The sequence below is a fragment of the Xenorhabdus eapokensis genome, assembly GCF_001908105.1.
This window is the reverse complement of the sequence record NZ_MKGQ01000046.1, coordinates 1-18,134: the sequence shown is the minus strand read 5'-3', so window position 1 is coordinate 18,134 and position 18,134 is coordinate 1. Positions and strand designations below refer to the sequence as shown.

The window sequence follows — 18,134 nt, the reverse complement described above, 5'->3', positions numbered from 1 at the left end:
GTTGCTCAAAGATGTCGATGAATTTTTGGGATCATATTCATCACATCAAAAACCGGGCATGAAAAAAAGGAGTGTAGCGCTATTATGAAATCTTATTTATAATTAAAGAAATTAATATTTTATATTTTTGTTTTTATAATATTTGATTATAAACTGACAAACAAATCAAATAAAATTGAATTAATTAAACTTTAAAGATGTATATCAGCCGTTTAATATCTGTAAAGTACAATTGTTAGAATTTACACGATAATAAAAATAAGGAGATCATATTTTAATTCTATCTCACGAAATTAAAAACACATTAAAATTTAACAACATGGTTAAATTACATAAAAATGCATTTCATATTTTGTTTTATAAATACTCAGTTACCAAAAAGCGGGATATTTCATCTGTCTGCAATATTATTATGAAAGGAAAAGTAAAGTTATGTTGTCATCAAAATATCTGGCTGTTAATCCATCTAATTATATTCTTCATTCCGCTTATATACCCTCATCGAAGCCAGAAACTCAACGAGCTATTCTGGCTGCCAGCTTGGCTGACGGTAAGTCAATTATTAATAATGACTTACGTTGTCTGGAAACCAGTACAATGAAAGAAGCATGTCGCAGTATTGGAGCCAGAATTATTGAGGAACCGAGAAGATTAATTATTTATGGAACTGGTGGTAAAATTAACCCTGGAAAAAAGTCATTGATGCTCTCGGTTCGGGGCTAGTCTTCCGTGTAATAACTGCCCTTACTTGCCACAGTGAAACTCCCGCTGTGATATCGGGTGATGCAACTCTCAGAACTCGTGTGATGGAACCTTTACTGAATTCACTTGTTGAATTGGGTGGAAACATCTCCAGTGTTCATATGAACGGAAAAGCACCTTTCATCAATTGGGGAGGGTATATTGGTGGTGAATGCGAAATCGAAGGAAACATTAGTTCCCAATTTATTACAGCAATTCTTTTCACAGCCCCCCTTGCTAAAAAAAGTACTACAGTGAAAATCAAAGGAGAGATCCTATCATTATCCTATATTCGGCAGACATTAGAAGTTCTTGCAATAGCCGGCATTAAATTTAAGCATAATGAAAATTTCTCCAAAATTACGGTGTTCCCTGGTAAATACAGTCCTGCTGAATATACAATAACAGGCGATTACACTTCGTGTTCTTATCTGGTTGCGGTAGCGACTTTATTTCCATGTGATTTGACACTTAAAAATATCAATAGTAAGAGCTTACAAGGTGAGCAGGCTATTCTGGCATTTGTTAAAGAAATGGGAGTGGAAGTCATTAGAAATGATCAAAAAAACGAAATTAGGTTGATTAATAGAAAAGGTCTACTCACTGGAAACTATGAGTTTAATGTCAGCAACTGCCCTAATATTGTACCTACGTTAGCTTCAATAGGAATATATGTCAATGGCTGTTTCAGAGTTACCGGGGGATCTATAACCCGTCTTCATAAATCACCAAGAATAAAAGCAATGGTAAATGAGTTACTAAAATTGGGTGTTAACATTCAACCCTTGATTATAAATGATGTTTATGACGGCTTCGAAATTCATGGAGCATCATCCTATTCTGGAAATTGTAAACTGTCTAGTTGGGGGGATCATCGTATTTTTATGTCTTTATTTGTAGCGTCATTACGTTGTCAACAGACTAATTACATTGATGGTTATGAAGATGTCCATTGTTCATTCCCTTCTTTCTTTAAAGAGTTTGAGCAACTTGGTATTACATTCAAAGAAATGATTTACCAATCTGAGTCAGCTTATTAATTTTATTGAGGATATCAATATGAATATCACCAAAAAAATGTGCGAACAGGGTTATGTTGTAATACCTGAAATAATAGGCAAAGAAGAGATTAAAACTATCAGAGATTTTTATAAAAAAACCTCTGAAATAAATAATCTTTCAACTCTTCTTCCAACAGAAATATTAAAAAACACTGAAATATTTCATGCTATTTTGAATGATAAAGCAATTACGGCAATCAAGGAGATTTTTGGCAGAACTTTTTCTTTATTCCCTAATTTTACGATTCGGGAAAGTGTTTATATCCCTTGGCACAATGATGCCTATTTTTTACCTGATGAGGTAATAAATCCTGATACACACTTACAATTTATGCAGTGTGCTATCTATTTGCAGGATAATGAGCCTGATCATGGCGGGGGAATAACACTCATCCCCTTTTCTCATCGGCTAGATCAAGCCACTGTGAAAAGTATGTTGAATATTCCACAAGCCTACGAAAAAGTTATCATGAGCAAAGCCGGTGATCTTATTCTCTGGGATAACAGAATAACTCACAGAAGCACTTATCCTGATAAGGCGCCTGATAACACCAAATTAGCTTTACAATGGACAGTCTCTGCTTCAGAACAACATAACGAACCATACCTACAGTACCTTCGGGATCGTGCTCAACATAATATGCATGTTTCAGATTATCTCCCCAAAAGCCCAAAACCTTATTTTGCAGATATGCCTAATGTCCGATACCCGGACTCATTTCATGAGGATTCATTAAAAATAATGAAAAAGCAAAATATACACTTTATAGGGCTATGAACTATGACATATTCAAATGATGGACAGAAAGAAAATGGAGCATCTTATATATTGAGGCAGCTACGCCGATTAGGTGCTTTTCATCTCTTTATGGTACCAGGTAAACTCATTAATGCATTCATGAAATGTTACCCGAAAGATAATGATTCAGTATTAGATATTTTTCCTGTTCCGGTAGTCACCGCCTGCGAAACGGGGGCTGCTTATATGGCAGAAGGATATGCTCGTGTTTCTGACAATTTTGGTATATGTCTAGTCATTGGTGGCCCTGGTGTTACAAATACTCTGACAGGCATAACTTCCGCCTACACAGATAATTTTCCTGTTTTACTCTTAGCTGGTCAAATTTCTTCAGCAATGGAAATGCACAATGTATTACAGGACAGTACCCAATCTGGAATTAACCAACAAGCCATTTTTTCTCCGGTAACTCGCGCAACATTTGAAGTGAAAGCGGGTCAATCAATCAGCCGATTTCTGAGAGAATCACTTCGGGCAATGAAAGGAATTGAAAGGGGTCCTGTGTATCTGGGAGTCAGTAAGGAAATTTTAAATGAATATGATGAAAATCGCCCCGACATTAGTTCAAGCATTGCTGATTCTTGGAAAAATCGTCCGGTCGATATTAATAAAATGTGCTCACCCGAATTTGAAAATTTCATGAGTAAAACCCATAAATGCATCATTCTCGCGGGGTTACGCAGTAAAACACCTGAAACGGCTGATACACTGTTAGCATTTGCAGAAAAGTATCATTTCCCAGTAGCAACAACGCTGAGTGGTAAAGGGATATTTCCAGAAGATCATCCTCTGTCACTCGGTATTTATGGTTATTCAGGGAGTCCCAGAGCGATTGAAGCATTTAAGAATCCAGAGTTGGAAGGTATTATTTTATTGGGCATGGATACCACTCAGTGGAGCACTATGTTATGGTCTCCAGACTTACAGCTTTCAGGTAGAACGGTTCAGGTGGATACTAATCCCGAATATCTTGGTAAATACCTTGATATTACTTGTGGGATCACAGCAAACAGTAGTGCATTCCTGGAAGCTCTTGATGAACATTACCCTAATATTCTCATGAAAGGCCGTTCTAAACGGGAGAAATGGTTACAATACCTCAGTATAATTCCCAAGTATTTCCCTATTGATTTTAGCGCAACAGGCGATGCAACAAGACACCCAGCATCCTATATCAATATCCTCCAGAAACATTTTCCAGAAAATGGAATAGTCAGTGTTGATTCTGGTGCGCACCGATCATTTTTTGGTCATCACTGGATCGCCCGCAGACCTGAAGCGTATATATCAGCAACCACACTTGGCCCTATGGGCTGGAGTATCCCAGCAGGGATAGGAGCCAGCTTTGCTGCTCCAGATAGAAAATGTATGGTTATAACAGGTGATGGTTGTATGTTAATGCAGGGAATGGAGTTAGCCACAGCATCAAAATACCATCGCAATATACTTTTCATTGTCTTTAATAATGCATCTTATGCTGCAAGCTATTTTAATAATAAAGATAACAAAACAGATCTGACAAAAATTCCCGATTATGATTGGTGTCAATTGGCGAGAGGATTAGGGTTAAACTGTTTGTGTGTCAATTCTCCTGATCAATTACAGGAATGCATTGCCGAAATTATGCAACAGAACAGCCCATTCTTGATCGAAATTAAATGTGACAACCAGCACACAACACCAAATAAAGAATATAACAAACGCATAAAAGCGTTCCCACTCGTATGAAAGGTGAAAAAGCATGAAGTCAAAACTTATTATCATCAATTCGTGCGTTATACTGGTATTGGGATTATTTTCTATAGATCTTTATAATCCAGCTCTCCCTATAATAAAAACCGCACTCGCAATTACTGACAATCAGGCACAAAGCCTTGTTGTTTATTATCTCATTGGTTTCGCTGTATCCCAACTTTTTTATGGGCCTCTCTCCGATAAACACGGACGTATTCCTGTCATTGTATTTTCCTTATTATTTTCCGCTATTGGTAATTATCTGACTTCTACGGCTGAATCATTTCACGCATTATCTCTATTCCGGCTTCTGACCGGTATTGGTGCAGGTGGCTGTCCGGTCATTAGCAGAGCTATACTCAGTGATACTTTCCGCGATAAGACGGAATTATCTAAATCACTGGCTATTTTTTCGATGGCATCACAAGTTTCGCCTGCTTTTGCACCAGTCATAGGCGGGTATATTACAGAATATCTGCCGTGGAAGTTTAATTTTATAGCCCTTACCATAATGATGCTGATAGGTGCATTTTTTGTAAAAATGACGTTGCCGGAAACATCACCGATGAAATCAACAGACAATGGCCGAATAACAGGTTTTCGAATTCTGTTATCTGACATTAATTTTGTTGTATATAGTGTTGTTTCTGCCGTTTTGTTTGCTATTACCATTGGTTATTTTACTGCCAGCCCTTTCGTATTCCAGACACAATTTGAATTATCTTCATCACAGAATGGATATCTGTTTATGGTTTATTCTGCTGGGATCGTCATAGGTTCGTTGCTGACAAAAAAATGGTTGTCACATTCCACACCTGAAAGAATTCTGAAAGTTTCACTCCCGTTATTAGTATTGTTTACAGCGATGGCGCTCATTTTTATTTATTTTACTCAGATATTGTCGATTGAATTTATCATTATTTATAGTTTTGCGGTAGGGCTAGGGTGTGGACTGTCTTCTCCATTATTACTTGGGATAAGTTTGCATGGACATCCAAAATTGTCCGGAACAGGCAGTGCGTTACAAGGCGCATTAAAAATGGCCGGGGCAGCCATTGTATTATGGTTTTTCTCTAGTGGGCATACAACAACAGCAACGGGTTTAATGTGGGGACTTTTCATTCTTGCCTTGATTTGTTTTGTTTTCATTACTTTTACCCTGTATAGGGTATCCGAAACAAAAAACCGGCGCTTATAGAGCAACCAACATTGATAATGTTATCTTCACTGTCACACTAACGGAGAGAATATGGATCTTGGAATCGCGGGTCGCTGGGCTGTCATATGTGCAGCCAGCGAAGGTTTAGGATTTGCTTGCGCTGCTGCACTAGTGGCAGAAGGTGTAAATGTTGTTATTAACGCACGAAGATCTGAACAACTGAAAGTGGCGGCACAACAGCTTCAAAATATAAATTCTGCTATATCCGTAAAATGGGTATCAGGTGATATAACACAATCAGAAATTCAGGATACTGTGCTGAATACACCACCTGTGGTGGATATCCTTGTCACAAATGCGGGGGGGCCACCAACAGGCATTTATTCCGACTGGACTCGTGAAATATGGTATCAGGCCATTAATACTAATATGCTTACTCCAATCAGCCTGATTCAGGCTGTCATGGATAAAATGGTTAATCGCTGTTTTGGGCGTATTATCAATATTACTTCTGGAACAGTGAAAGCGCCTCAAAGTGAGCTGGGATTATCAAACGGAGCACGAGGGGGGCTAACAACTTTCATTAGTGGTCTGGCAAAATCTCATGCGCTGATGAGTAATAATGTTACCATAAATAATCTATTACCTGGCGCTTTCGATACCCATCGTCTGAGACAAACATTTGTACAAAAAGCGTCAAGATGCGGAGATTCGCCGGAAAGTATGGCAATACAACGAAGCCAGAAAATCCCGGCTGGACGGTTTGGTACTCCCGAAGAATTTGGTGCGTATTGTGCTTTTTTGTGTAGTAATTATGCAAGTTATATAACGGGACAAAACATCCTTATTGATGGTGGTGCCTATTCCGGTGTTTTTTAAGGCGCATCCTTCTATATCCCATCATCAAGCAAAATTTGACCCCGCTCGATTCAATCGATAAAGTATTTAATTGTTATCAATGATCCATAGCCTGCAAGGATCAGCATTAAGCGGCGAAACAAAACTCCCGTAGCCTGAAAGGGAGAGCAAAATTTGCGGTACATCTGCACACTTTTGGAAGCAGATATCGTCGAAAAAATAACCCAGTGTATCGATGATGAAAGTTTCCCGGTTTCTTTATGCACCGGCTTATCACACACGTTGAGCAGTCCCCCCTGCCACGTTCGCTATAACAATTTTACTCTGTGCGATTTTCATCCACGCCTTGACTAACGTACAATAAACGTCCCGAAAACTGCGCGGCGTCACTTGTGTTTAAGCGAAGCGATTACCAAGTGACGCTGCCAAGCGTCAACGTCCAGAGCACGTACAGTCTGGCTTTGCGAACAATTAGAACCCGTTTTACTCAGTGTCACCACTTTTCATTGGCATTTTTCTGCCTTAATTCACTTATTTCGTTTATTTTTCACCCTCTGCCTTGTAACAGGCCGATGCATTAAAGAAAGGAGAGATCACACGTCACGAATAATGAGGCGTTCATCCTGAGTTAATCAGGCACTGAACGGGGAGTACTCCACCGCCGTGCAGAGCACGTAGCGAACTCCTGCAAAAACTTACCGAAACCCTCGCCCTGTATACACATTATCTGACGTACCACGGAACGGTGAACCTAACCGACACGCAGGGAAAATGTTTCAAAATGAGTAAAATTAGTCTGAAAATCACAGGGGAAATACGGATAGCGAAGCGATCACGAACGAGAACAAACAACAAAGATTGATTTAGCCGTCCGTGTTCTTCCCTGAGTTTGTGCGCTTTTGAGAGGAGTTATAGCCGTTAAACTTAGTCGTTCAGTTATTGAGTTAGATAAAACAATCAGTTAAAGTATTCCCGCCATTAGCACAATCTAATGGTCAAGGTTTAGCAGCCTTGTGCGCTTATACACTGGTAAGATGTTTTACCAGTGTGCCTGCATTCGCCTTTTCTATGGCGATTCAGGTGGGGGAGACTCACGTCTCGCCGGAGTAAGCGCCGGTCTGCTAACCCTGTCTGAATCGCCACCATCAATATTAATTAATGGAAGGGGTAGCAGGAATGAATAACAACGTTAGGAATGATTGGCATCAGGCCGATATCATCGCCGCATTACGGAAACGTGGTACAACCTTAGCGGCGGTTTCCCGCGAAGCAGGACTCAGTTCATCAACATTAGCAAATGCATTCAGCAGACCGTGGCCGAAAGGTGAATGGATCATTGCAGATTACCTTGGCATCCATCCCTCAGAGATCTGGCCCAGCCGTTATTTCGATTCTTATACTGGTGAATTATTAGAAAGGAAAGCCCGCTCTAAGCCACAGGAATAACCCGCTGTAATTTGTGATCGATGTCGTAAAAATGAATATTTTTTATATCAAGCCCTGAGATCAAAATGGCAGCCCAATTTGACCATTTTTAACCCTCACGGCTTTTTTGCTTTAAGATGATTTAAAAATACACAACTAATGATATAAATAAGCAAAATCAGCAAGATAGAAAAGAAAAGGTAAGCAAAAAAATCTGGGGGCATTAAAAGGGGCATAAACGGAATGAAAGATAATAGACTTTATAAATTCAACACGTTATAATGTTTTTCGATTCCGCCTCCGGCACCAAATTTCCATGCGGGTTTGTCGTATATTGTTAAATTCCCTGACAAAAGCGCGAAAAAGAATCAATCGTTAATTAAATGTTAAAGCCTAATCAGTTCAATTTGTACTGTTTAGTTGATAAGAACATTTAAGACAAGATGACAGGGTGGCTGTTTTATCAGTTGCCCTTTTCTTGTTTAAGGTAATGATTTCAGTAATTGATTCTGATGTCAAGTCAGGTATAAACTTCATGGGATGCCGGATCGGTATCAATTATCTTTTCATACTCTCCACTATTGATGCAGGGCGGTTCAATCAATCCCCTCCTCCTGACTGAAACCCGCCCTGTTCTTTTTAATCCGCTTTATTCCTTCTCACCGGCAGGCTCATCAGAACGATCGGTGTACAATCCCAGCTCCCGCTCCAGTGTTTTCCCCGTCACTTCCATATCGAGATCAATGTACTCCATCGTGGTCGCGACATTACGATGCCCCAGTAATCTTTTCACCAACGGCAGGTTCCGATCCGGCGCTTTCATCAGCGTCGTGGCCACGGTATGGCGAAAACGGTGAGGCGAGACGGCAAAATCACACTCCCTGGACAGCCGACGAAAGAAAGAACGGAGCTGTTGTTTTTCCCGATTGATATCATATTGGTAACGGGAAAGCCGGCTGGGGTGCGGCACACTTAACCGGCTGAGATCGAAAATTGGATCGTGGCCTTCAGCACCGGCAGCCATCGCCCTTGCCACGAGTTGTGCCAGCCAGGGTTTGAGTTGCGGAATAATCGGTATCTCCCATTCGCTGTGGTTTTTACTGCCTTCCAGCCCCAGTTCAATATAATTGCTTTCCAGATTAATATCCCGCAGCCGCAGGTGCAGTAACTGGTTCTGGCGCATCCCCGTAAAGCGCAATGTCGCCAGCACGGTTGACCAATACCAGGTTGGGTACAGCGCACACCGCCCTCCCCGTGGCATCACGTCGGTTCTTTCTTCTTCCGCAAACTTCCCCATCAACAGGTTAATACGGGTTATCTGCGACTGACTCAAAATCTTCTTCTTTTTCTTCTCTTTTTTAACCACGGCGTGGTTAAACGGGTTTTCGGTGTGGGGCAGCAATTTTTGCGCCATACCGAAATTAAAAATCGCCCGCAGGTGGGCTACCTTATTGTTCCAGGTATGGCTCGACTGCTTTTTTTCCACCAGAAGATGGCGCCGCCACCGCAACACATCCCGATGAGTGATCTGCGCCGGTGATACCGCTTCCCCCATAAACCGGATAAAACCCCGTGTGACCTTACGATAACTCCATTCGGTATCCGGTCGCAGGATATGTGAAAAAAAGTACTCTTCTAATAGCGCTTCCCAACTGAGGGGTTCTGCTGTGTGCAACATATTATTTTTTCCTCGGCTCATCCTGCCGTTTCCTGTCCAAAAACAATTCGCGGCAATAAAATAAAAATAACTGTTTAAATTATTTATCTTTAAATGATGAATGCTGGTGACTGTCAGGGGCAATACTTTCTTTCTCCCGTTTTGACCATTTGGTCAGTTTCGAGGCGGGGGGGTGACTTTTTCCCTGATTTTGCGGCGAAGATCCATCAGGTGACTGAAATAAGGATAATAATGTCAGGGTATCATCAGACACGGATGGCGGTGGGGCTGTGATTTCACTGACAGGCGGCGTGGGTCTCGTTTCCGGTACCGGATTGTATTCGGAAGAGCACGCCGCCTCCTTCGCCGGAGATGGAGAAACTTCCTGTTTCCCCCGCAAAGGGGAATGAACCTGCCCGGCAGCGTCCTGAAGCAAGGTATCTATCAGCGGAACAGTGGAGGGACCCCCATTGAGATGCTGCATCAGACAATGCCAGACTGCCGGTACACTCACCAGCCACATCATGGCTTTTTCTGGTAACAAACAGGCAGCCAGCAACACTTCCTGCGGAACCGACGGTATGTTCTCCGGTGCGCGAAAACGGAAACGAAACGGTTTATCGGGGATACCCATGCCCGGTTGCCAGACATGCCCGTCTTCCAGTTCCCCTTCGAGCTGTCGCAATAACGGCAGGTGGTAAAACAACGCCGCCCAGAACACGACGGCCTGCCATAGCAAGCTCTGGGTCGCCTGCGTTTCCGGTGCCGCCCCCGGTGGTAACAGATGCCCTTTCGCCAGCCGCACGGCACAGGTGGTAAATTGCAGCGTCAGGTCGGCAAATCCCCCTGCCCCTGACCAGTCACCTTCCGGTGTGGCGGGTATTTGCTGGACACTGCCCAGCAATTGCTTCACCGGTGCAAGATAGAAACGCTGATACAGCCCTTCCGGCAAGGCACTGTTTTGCCATAATTGCTGAAGACACTGGCGGCGCAGGGGCGTTGCCAGTAACTCGTCAGCCGATTGCGGCCGGAAATAGCCCCGGCTGTCACGAATAGCGGCCGGTTGTTGCTCGGGGGATTTTTGCGGTGTGGCAGACTGGCGGACAAAATGCGATTTAAAACGCGCAAACATGGTCTTTCCTCTTTCGGTTCAAATTGGGTTCAGTGTCGGTGGATCCCAATCGGAAACAAGGGAAAACTCTTTTTGCGGAAATGAAAATTAAACTGACCCGATTCATCCATAGATTCACTTATCGGATCACCTTAATTTTTACTATAAATCAATGTATTAACACTACTCAAAAGTAAGAAAGCGCCCCGAAAGGCGCATGAGAACAATAGAATAGATACTGAGAAAAATTCAGGCTGCCTGTGGCTGTTGATGCTCCCGTAAACGGTTCGACCAGTTACCCAGATAATGTGCCGGTGTATAGCGGGTTCGCTGACTGCCGCCATCATGCAGGGCATTGCCAATGGTGACCGCGGCCGGAATGCCGGTCAGGGCAAGCTGGATGTAGGCCATCACCGCGGCCAGCGGATCAATATCAATCGCTGAGACCCACAGACTGCATAACGGATCATGCCCCTGCGCTCTCAGGACGTCGGCAGCGGCCAGCGTCATACAACCCGCCCCACAGGCCGGCTCGTACAGGGTGACAAAGGGTTTCTCCTGCAAGCGTGCAGAGACATCCTGCAACTGCATCTCCGCCATCATTCTGGCCACGCACCAGGGGGTAAAAAACTGGTTGAGGTCTTTATCACCCAATCCCAGCTGCATAAACACACTGCCCAGAAAATCACCGGGTTCCTGCACCAGTCCCAGCACGGTACAGGAAAAGAGTTCTACAATCCGGTCAACATCCTCCCGTTCGTACTTATTGATGGTTTTCAGGTAATACTGCTCCAGCGCCCCACAATAATGGTATTTATTGTGAATGGCGGCCATCGCACAATTGCAAAAGTCCTGAAAAACCTGATAACGACGGTGGTCACGTGCCGTCTGGTTAAACAAAGAAATAAAGGCTTTCTGATAATCGGGTTGAGATGCCATCACCTGTTTTCCCTGAAGAACAAAAAAAGAAAAAGGAAAACGCGTCCCGAAAGGGGAACGTGCTTCCCCATTCGGTTGGTATAGTTTAAATAAGCAATGCGTTACTGCCCAACGGCAATGGCCGGCACAGGCAGGTTCACCGCCCGCTTGTCATCGTTGACCAGATAAAGCGCAGGCCGGTTCTCCCGTCCTGACAGCCCGTTGCCACTGTCCACATGCTCGCCCTGGTCATAGCAATCGTAACCTTTGAGGCTTCCTGACGGTTCGCTGTACCCGTGGCGGATTTCACAGTCAAACACCGATGACAGCTCGCCCATCAGTTCGGCCGAAGGCGGTGCCCAGGGGGAATCAAAGCGCACGGTCAGGCTGCTGACATGCCGGCGCTCCCAGCGGACATGGTGACCCAACGGCCATTCCATACCGTATTGCGCGTCGTAAAACTGCGCCGGAGTCGCGATGCCTTTGAGCAAGCCACTGTTGCCGTTAATCTCGGTGGCAAGGCGGGTCGGCATTATCATCAGCATATCGCAGGGCTGCGCCGATCCCGGGTAAGTGTTCAGCTTATCCCAGCACGCGCCGATATCGATAGTTTCAGACCAGCCCACCATGCCAAACCAGTCGGTATACTGGCGGGTCAGGAGACGGGTGATAATGTCACGCGCCGGTGCCGGTACGCTTTCCCAACGCAACAGGCTGAGACAGGACTGGCGGTACAGGTTATCGGTCCGTTTAATGTTGTCGCTGTTTAACGGCACATTATCCTGCAACAACTTAAGCCACTGTTCAAAAGCCAGGTTCTGTGCCGTCGGCGCCGCCGTGCCGCACACCAGTGCCGGGTAAGGCGCATAGGTTTGCGGTTTAGTCGGTTTCAGTATCCCCGCACAGCCGGCCAGAAACAGCCGCAGGCTTTGCTGTACCGCCTGGCGGTAACGGGGGGTTTCTTCCCCGCAGACCCATTGTTGCATTACGTCAATACACACCGACTTACCGGTGATGTCCAGTTGATTAGTATACCATTCTGCCATGGTCAGGTTCCTCATTGGATGAATCAGCATAAACCGGAGGAACCGCGCCATCAGGGCACAGCTCCCCCGATGGGTGATTGAAAAATAGGTTATTTGGGCTGTGACCCGGTGTCCTGACTGAGCAGCGTTTCGGTAATACCGCTGTCGAAAATCGCCCTCAGTTCATCATGAATACCCAGATACGGTGTACTGCTCTGGATACCCTGCGCATTCAGCCGGGTTAAATCGTATTTATCCACCAACGCGTTGATGGCTTCAAAGGGCTGGACGCCACTGGCCATCAGTTCAGCCACCGTGTCAGCGTCACACAGGGCCGTATCATTCAGGTTCAGGCCAAAATGCCGTTTCAGCAGCGTGCCGGCAATCACCTGCCAGACGGTTAAACGTAAAGGTGCCATAGTAATATCTCCCACGTTAAATACTGACTGTCGTGCTGTGCCGGAGAATATCCTGCACTTCACGGCACTGTTGATAACGGGGCGAAACCCCATGCAGCGACAGTAAGTGCGCCTCATGCCACAGTGCACTGGCAGCCTGCATATTCTGCCAGCCCTGCTCAAATACCGCCGACTGACACAACTGCTGTTGCCGTTGTACCAGTGACAGGCGCTCTGAGGCCAGCGTCACCGGCTGTGCCCAGACAATCTCGTCATAAAACCGGCCACCGAGCACCTTTCTGTCCCCGGCGTCATAAATCATGACGGTCAGCGGAAAAAACACACACGCCGCCTGACCGGATGGAGTCTCCGGCACCGGCCAGTCCCCCAGTAAATGGATAACCTTCAGCCGCTGCACCACTTCCATAACCGAGAAAGCTTCGCACACCGTCAGGGTTTCCGCCCGCAGAGACGGGGGCATTTGTGGGGGTTGTATCAGGCCGGTGACCTGGGCAGTAAAAATATCTTCACGTAAGGCCGGGTTGGTTTCAGCCGGCACGGGCAGAAAAATCGGGTTCATCGGTATTTCCTTGATTGAATGTCAAATAAAGAAAACACCCGCCCGATGCCGGGAAGGTGTTTTCGGCTCCCTGGCCAGGCGCTTAAGAAAAGAGCAGGGTTAACAGCGACATAGGCCGATAACCTCAATGATGATGATTTTGATTTTCGATTAATGACGGGCTGATAAAGTCCTCGTGGAATCTCAATGTCATGACTGATTCTATCAGGCCGTTTTCCGGATGTTGCTTCGCATATTCCCGCAATTCGCGAAACCGACAGGCATCCGCATTCAGCTCATTCAGCGCGGCGATACGGGCAAGCACGATTGACGTCACCGCCAGCCCGAAGGCATCGGCTGAGAGTGTCACCGTTAACTGCGTGTCCGACAGGTAAACCGGATAGTTTTTCGCTGAGGTTGGCACCATATAGGCCAGCGACTCAGACACCTGCCGGCCTGTCCATTGTTCATACGGGTCATTTTTGCATAACGTTGAAGCGGTATTGACAATCAGAAACCCCAGAAACAACCGCTCCAGCGATTTTTTACCGGGAAATGCCGCGGACAGCGCGGGACTGTCCAGCATGATAAGGTCACCTTCTTGCATGATGTTCTCCTGTAAATAAAAAAGACGGAGAACACCCTGCCCGATGGGAAAGGAATTCCCCGTCGGGTGACTGGCATTGTGCCAGGGTAGATTAAATTATCGCCATGCCCCCGCTAAACTTAAAGCCGCCCGGATACACGGGGCCTGGGGGTGTTGCAGCGCATATTCCCGCAAATCACACAACCGTTCAGCGATTTCATCCTGCTTTACCAGTGCCGTCAGATAGCCCAGTACCGTCAGGGTGACCATCAGCCCGAACGTATCTGCTGACACCTCGCTGTTAAAGTCAGTGGTCTCGATTTTGACCCCATACGTGTCAGCACGGGTCGGCACGGCATAGGCAATTTTGTCGGACACTTTCCGGCACTGCCAGGTATCACACCGGTAATCCTCACACAGCGTAACCGCCGCTTTAATGACCGAGTGTTCCAGCAGCCTCAATTCCAGTGGGCTACTTCGCGGAAAGACGTCCGCAAAAGGGGACAATTCAGACGCCGGTACAGCATGCACCGTTGTCCTGGTTTCGTTTTGTTGCATGGTGGACTCCTTTAAAATAACGGAGAACACCTTGCCCGACGGGAAGCATGTTCCCCGTCCGGGTTGACTGGCTGGGTTGCCAGCGTGGATTAAATAACCTTCATCATCAACAAAGATGATATCTGCTTCCAAAGGTGGGCAGATGTACCACACAGTGTGTACTCCCTTGCAGGCTACGGGAGTGTGGGTGTCGCTGCCCGAAGGTGATCCTCACAAGCGACCGGATCATGGATAAGTCTGGCTACGCTAATCAATGAACATATTAAGATCAATAGGTAATTCATTTTCTGATACTGAAAATAATGTCAGAAACGGGATGATCTTATTCACCCTCAATATTCTGGTAATATACCTGCCGGATATAGCGCCCACGCCCATCGCCATGCCCCAAATCCATCGAGACCAGGGCCTGTGCTTCCTGCTCGCTGAAGCCCTGCGCGGTATAATGTTCGCCGGATTGCTGGGCAAAATGGTAGCGCATACTGTGTGGGGCTTTCTTGCCGCTCAGTCCTGCACGTCTGACAATATAGCGGTAACGGTCTATGGCCTGCGTGATCGTCGGCTTATCAATCAGTTTGCCGCCATGCCCAGTCTGCTCGCGTTCCGCATAAGCAATCGCGTGTTGCAGGGCTTCCCGATCCAATATGACCGTTTGTCTTGGACGTCCGCCTTTGGTGCCGAACACCACCCGCACAGAGGTATGCCCGTTTTCCAGCGCTTTTTTCCAGGTCGCTAACGATTTATAGGCTTCGATCGCTTCTTTGGTGCGCAGCCCCAGTACATAAGCCAGTTGCATCACCGCTGCCACTCGCCGGTCTTTTTGTTCCACCTGCTGAAAAATTTCCCGGAACGCGGCCGGTGTCAACGCCGTTTTCGTTCCCTTGCGGCTCGTCTCAGCGATACCCAATGCCCGGTTACTCAGGCGGGCATTATCGGGATCAGCCAGCTTGTGCTTTCCCGCCTGCGCTAAAATGGCTCGCAGCACCGACATTTCATTTTGCAATGTCCGGTGATTAATGTGGTGAGCTTTCCGTTCAGCGATGTAGCGCTCAATATATTTCACCTTCAGGCTATCCATTTGCCGGAGTTTGATGCCATTGTTTTTTAAATAATCAAGGAAATACCGGGCAATCCGCTCACGATCAGCCACTGTCACAAAACTTCCGCCCGCCTGTCGGGCATGAGTAATAAAGGCTTTTCTGAACTGCTCAACCTTTGAACGTGTCGATCCCTGCGCCATTCTCGCCTCTCCTGCTGTTTTGCTTGTGTTTTATTCATTTTTAGTCGTTTTTAAAACAATTCCCTGCGTGTCGGTTCAGGTTCACCGTTCCGTGGTGCGTCAGACAATGTGTAGCAGGGCGGGATTGTGTTGAGTTATTGCAGGAGCTCGCGACGTGCTCAGCACAGCGATGACATGCTCCCCGTTCAGTGCCTGATTTATTCAGGATGAACGCCTCATTATCTTGACGTGATGAATTTCTCCTTAATTTTTACTGCATCAGCCTGCAATCAGGCAGTGGGTTGAAAATCCGATAGGACAATCGTTTATCCATCAGACAACAGGGTGGTTAATAGTCTGTTTTACGTGGTTTCACTGAGTAATGCGGGGTTCAAATCGGCCGTAAAACCAGACCGGATGGGCTATGGACGTTTGCCGCTTTGTGGCGTCACTTGGTAAACGCTGCGCTTTAACACAAGTGACGCCGCGCCGTTTTCGGGACGTTTATCGTGATAAATGCAAAATGCAGGTGAATGTTGTACCGGTTAAAACGGTATCGATTAACGTAAGGCAGAGCCTGTTCTGCTCGGTTATGTATGTGAATAGCCGGTGATGAATACCACCGGGAAACTTTCATCCCCAGACGGAGGGTTAGGTGTCCGGGGATATCTGCTTCCAAAAGTGCGCAGATGTACCGCATTGCATGCACTCCCTTTCAGGCTACAGGAGTTTTTACTTCGCCGCTTAACGCTGATCCTTGCAGGCGTGAGGGATCATGAAATAACAGCAAGATAATAGCGATTGTGTCAGGCGCGGTCAAACTGTGTTTTATGCCGCTTTTTCACGGTGTATTTTCAATCAGTTTGAACAGCAATCTGTCTAAAATAAAGAAAAATATCTTTTCATCGTGTTTATATCAATATTATCTCATCGTGATATTTATTCTTATCACAAATAAACATCTGAGTTGTATTTTAACAAGAATGAAGTATCTATTTTTGTTATGGTGTTTTATTTTAAGATTGGATTGAAAGATGCTGTCATCATTTCAAATAACAATTTTTGTGACCATAATCACGAAATGAAAATGATCATGATTTTCAACACCCTTGATATTTTATTTGTCTTATTAAATCATTATGTTACCAGATAAGCATTGAATCTGCTAACAATAAACCACAGAACAATTAATTAACCATTGATAAAAACATAGTGTATTACACTAATGGCGCAATTATTTTAACTTTTTACGCTGCCATTGTCGTGGCGTTTTTTTATTTCACTTGATTTCATTTGGTTTTCATTTATCCCTTATTTATCATTCCCCCTCATTATTATTTTTCATGAATTAAGCACAATATTCTGGTATCACAGCCTCTTCAAATTATCTCAGGTTTACGGTGTACTGTTGATGCTTTCATCATCACATTTGTCAGAGGCAACGCCGGATGAATTTAAATGTTATGCCCGAGCGTGATGACCGACATCGCTGTCAGGTTATCACGTTATCCGTTATCATCTCAGGGAGACATCTATGTCAGTGAAAAAGCACATCGCAAAACTTCAGCAAGGAAAGGCACTGTTTGGGCAGGGGAAACAAGCCACCCGGATGGCTCAGCAGGCAACCGGGACACTCGTTGGGCACGGACAAGGGTTGGCAAAGAAAGCCGCCAGCGGTCACAGCGCCGCCACCAAAGCCCTGCAAATGCTGAGTGATGGCAAAACCCCAAGCGGCCTGCAATTTACCCTGACGGCGGGCGGGTTACCGCCGCAAACCTTTGTCGTTACCGATTTTACCCTGAATGAACACTTTTCCCAGCCGTTCACGTTGGAGGTGGGGCTGGCGAGTGCCGATCCGGCTATCGACTTTCCGGCCGTACTCGATCGCACCGCCACCCTGACGATCACCCAGGATGGGGCAGAAAGCCGCAGTATCACCGGTATGGTCGCCAGCTTTGAACAGGGTAATACCGGTTTGCACCAGACCACCTACCAGATGAGTATTCGTCCTGACCTGTGGCGCACTACCCTGCGGCAAAACTCGCGTATCTTCCAGCAACGGAACATTACGACCATTATCACCACGATTTTGAAAGAGCACGGTATCCGTGACATCATCTTCAGTCTGCGCCATGCCCACCCGGAGCGGGAATTCTGTGTGCAATATCAGGAAAGTGACTTTGCTTTCCTGCAACGGCTGACCGCAGAAGAAGGCATTTTCTACTTCTTTGAATGCGGCAACGGGCGCAATACGCTGGTGTTTGCCGATGACGCCGGCTCGGTGCCGCCGGGCATTGTCCTGCCCTACCAGCCGGGTGACACCAGT

The 18,134-nt window shown here is 45.8% G+C and carries 18 protein-coding genes; 8 read left to right on the top strand and 10 right to left on the bottom strand.

Features of this window, described 5'->3' with window-relative positions; all coding sequences use genetic code 11:
• Positions 1 to 432: 432 nt before the first annotated feature.
• From Xedl_RS35720 to Xedl_RS17690, 7 genes are all read left to right on the top strand, one after another.
• Positions 433 to 723 (top strand): hypothetical protein, encoded by a 291-nt coding sequence (locus Xedl_RS35720; protein WP_279625372.1) that lies wholly within the window; start codon positions 433 to 435, stop codon positions 721 to 723.
• A complete protein-coding gene (locus tag Xedl_RS17715; protein WP_339373757.1) occupies positions 699 to 1,781 on the top strand; it encodes a 3-phosphoshikimate 1-carboxyvinyltransferase in 1,083 nt (360 codons plus the stop codon). The genes Xedl_RS35720 and Xedl_RS17715 overlap by 25 nt, the downstream gene beginning before the upstream one ends.
• 19 nt (positions 1,782 to 1,800) lie before the next feature.
• Positions 1,801 to 2,580: a phytanoyl-CoA dioxygenase family protein gene (locus Xedl_RS17710; protein WP_074025091.1), complete on the top strand. Its 780-nt coding sequence runs from the start codon at positions 1,801 to 1,803 to the stop codon at positions 2,578 to 2,580.
• A 3-nt stretch (positions 2,581 to 2,583) separates the two neighbouring features.
• Positions 2,584 to 4,329, top strand: a complete 1,746-nt coding sequence (locus tag Xedl_RS17705; protein WP_074025090.1) for a thiamine pyrophosphate-binding protein — start codon at positions 2,584 to 2,586, stop codon at positions 4,327 to 4,329.
• A gap of 13 nt (positions 4,330 to 4,342) precedes the next feature.
• The gene (locus Xedl_RS17700; protein WP_074025089.1) at positions 4,343 to 5,533 is read left to right on the top strand and encodes a Bcr/CflA family efflux MFS transporter; all 1,191 of its coding nucleotides are present in this window, start codon (positions 4,343 to 4,345) and stop codon (positions 5,531 to 5,533) included.
• A gap of 51 nt (positions 5,534 to 5,584) precedes the next feature.
• A complete protein-coding gene (locus tag Xedl_RS17695) occupies positions 5,585 to 6,373 on the top strand; it encodes an SDR family oxidoreductase (RefSeq protein WP_074020034.1) in 789 nt (262 codons plus the stop codon).
• A 1,155-nt stretch (positions 6,374 to 7,528) separates the two neighbouring features.
• Complete coding sequence (locus tag Xedl_RS17690) at positions 7,529 to 7,798, top strand: helix-turn-helix domain-containing protein (protein ID WP_069317051.1); 270 nt, start codon at positions 7,529 to 7,531, stop codon at positions 7,796 to 7,798.
• A 628-nt stretch (positions 7,799 to 8,426) separates the two neighbouring features.
• On the opposite strand, the gene Xedl_RS17685 is transcribed toward Xedl_RS17690, so the two are convergent.
• From Xedl_RS17685 to Xedl_RS25880, 10 genes are all read right to left on the bottom strand, one after another.
• Positions 8,427 to 9,455, bottom strand: a complete 1,029-nt coding sequence (locus Xedl_RS17685) for a tyrosine-type recombinase/integrase (protein ID WP_074025094.1) — start codon at positions 9,453 to 9,455, stop codon at positions 8,427 to 8,429.
• A 79-nt stretch (positions 9,456 to 9,534) separates the two neighbouring features.
• On the bottom strand, positions 9,535 to 10,566 hold the full coding sequence (locus Xedl_RS17680; RefSeq protein WP_074025088.1) for a TraI domain-containing protein: 1,032 nt from the start codon (positions 10,564 to 10,566) through the stop codon (positions 9,535 to 9,537).
• A 228-nt stretch (positions 10,567 to 10,794) separates the two neighbouring features.
• On the bottom strand, positions 10,795 to 11,484 hold the full coding sequence (locus Xedl_RS17675; RefSeq protein WP_074025087.1) for an N-6 DNA methylase: 690 nt from the start codon (positions 11,482 to 11,484) through the stop codon (positions 10,795 to 10,797).
• A gap of 101 nt (positions 11,485 to 11,585) precedes the next feature.
• The gene (locus Xedl_RS17670) at positions 11,586 to 12,509 is read right to left on the bottom strand and encodes a DUF1281 domain-containing protein (protein ID WP_074025086.1); all 924 of its coding nucleotides are present in this window, start codon (positions 12,507 to 12,509) and stop codon (positions 11,586 to 11,588) included.
• Between the two features lie 89 nt (positions 12,510 to 12,598).
• Positions 12,599 to 12,907: a TA system toxin CbtA family protein gene (locus Xedl_RS17665; RefSeq protein ID WP_074025093.1), complete on the bottom strand. Its 309-nt coding sequence runs from the start codon at positions 12,905 to 12,907 to the stop codon at positions 12,599 to 12,601.
• A 16-nt stretch (positions 12,908 to 12,923) separates the two neighbouring features.
• The gene (locus Xedl_RS17660) at positions 12,924 to 13,466 is read right to left on the bottom strand and encodes a hypothetical protein (protein ID WP_074025085.1); all 543 of its coding nucleotides are present in this window, start codon (positions 13,464 to 13,466) and stop codon (positions 12,924 to 12,926) included.
• Positions 13,467 to 13,590: 124 nt separating this feature from the next.
• Positions 13,591 to 14,031: an antirestriction protein gene (locus tag Xedl_RS17655; protein ID WP_244149740.1), complete on the bottom strand. Its 441-nt coding sequence runs from the start codon at positions 14,029 to 14,031 to the stop codon at positions 13,591 to 13,593.
• Between the two features lie 117 nt (positions 14,032 to 14,148).
• On the bottom strand, positions 14,149 to 14,742 hold the full coding sequence (locus Xedl_RS17650; protein WP_244149739.1) for an antirestriction protein: 594 nt from the start codon (positions 14,740 to 14,742) through the stop codon (positions 14,149 to 14,151).
• Positions 14,743 to 14,911: 169 nt separating this feature from the next.
• A complete protein-coding gene (locus Xedl_RS17645; protein ID WP_074025083.1) occupies positions 14,912 to 15,829 on the bottom strand; it encodes an integrase domain-containing protein in 918 nt (305 codons plus the stop codon).
• A gap of 448 nt (positions 15,830 to 16,277) precedes the next feature.
• The gene (locus Xedl_RS25880; RefSeq protein WP_143187468.1) at positions 16,278 to 16,508 is read right to left on the bottom strand and encodes a hypothetical protein; all 231 of its coding nucleotides are present in this window, start codon (positions 16,506 to 16,508) and stop codon (positions 16,278 to 16,280) included.
• Positions 16,509 to 17,513: 1,005 nt separating this feature from the next.
• On the opposite strand from Xedl_RS25880, the gene tssI reads away from it, so the two are divergent.
• On the top strand, positions 17,514 to 18,134 hold a 621-nt coding region (gene tssI, locus Xedl_RS17640), incomplete at its 3' end, for a type VI secretion system tip protein TssI/VgrG (RefSeq protein WP_244149741.1).

Bases quoted from the DNA above. Each gene is read 5' to 3' on its own strand.
- Xedl_RS35720 (WP_279625372.1), top strand. From the start codon at position 433: ATGTTGTCATCAAAATATCTGGCTGTTAATCCATCTAATTATATTCTT.
- Xedl_RS17710 (WP_074025091.1), top strand. From the start codon at position 1,801: ATGAATATCACCAAAAAAATGTGCGAACAGGGTTATGTTGTAATACCT.
- Xedl_RS17705 (WP_074025090.1), top strand. From the start codon at position 2,584: ATGACATATTCAAATGATGGACAGAAAGAAAATGGAGCATCTTATATA.
- Xedl_RS17700 (WP_074025089.1), top strand. From the start codon at position 4,343: ATGAAGTCAAAACTTATTATCATCAATTCGTGCGTTATACTGGTATTG.
- Xedl_RS17695 (WP_074020034.1), top strand. From the start codon at position 5,585: ATGGATCTTGGAATCGCGGGTCGCTGGGCTGTCATATGTGCAGCCAGC.
- Xedl_RS17690 (WP_069317051.1), top strand. From the start codon at position 7,529: ATGAATAACAACGTTAGGAATGATTGGCATCAGGCCGATATCATCGCC.
- Xedl_RS17685 (WP_074025094.1), bottom strand. From the start codon at position 9,455: ATGTTGCACACAGCAGAACCCCTCAGTTGGGAAGCGCTATTAGAAGAG.
- Xedl_RS17680 (WP_074025088.1), bottom strand. From the start codon at position 10,566: ATGTTTGCGCGTTTTAAATCGCATTTTGTCCGCCAGTCTGCCACACCG.
- Xedl_RS17675 (WP_074025087.1), bottom strand. From the start codon at position 11,484: ATGGCATCTCAACCCGATTATCAGAAAGCCTTTATTTCTTTGTTTAAC.
- Xedl_RS17670 (WP_074025086.1), bottom strand. From the start codon at position 12,509: ATGGCAGAATGGTATACTAATCAACTGGACATCACCGGTAAGTCGGTG.
- Xedl_RS17665 (WP_074025093.1), bottom strand. From the start codon at position 12,907: ATGGCACCTTTACGTTTAACCGTCTGGCAGGTGATTGCCGGCACGCTG.
- Xedl_RS17660 (WP_074025085.1), bottom strand. From the start codon at position 13,466: ATGAACCCGATTTTTCTGCCCGTGCCGGCTGAAACCAACCCGGCCTTA.
- Xedl_RS17655 (WP_244149740.1), bottom strand. From the start codon at position 14,031: ATGCTGGACAGTCCCGCGCTGTCCGCGGCATTTCCCGGTAAAAAATCG.
- Xedl_RS17645 (WP_074025083.1), bottom strand. From the start codon at position 15,829: ATGGCGCAGGGATCGACACGTTCAAAGGTTGAGCAGTTCAGAAAAGCC.
- Xedl_RS25880 (WP_143187468.1), bottom strand. From the start codon at position 16,508: ATGCGGTACATCTGCGCACTTTTGGAAGCAGATATCCCCGGACACCTA.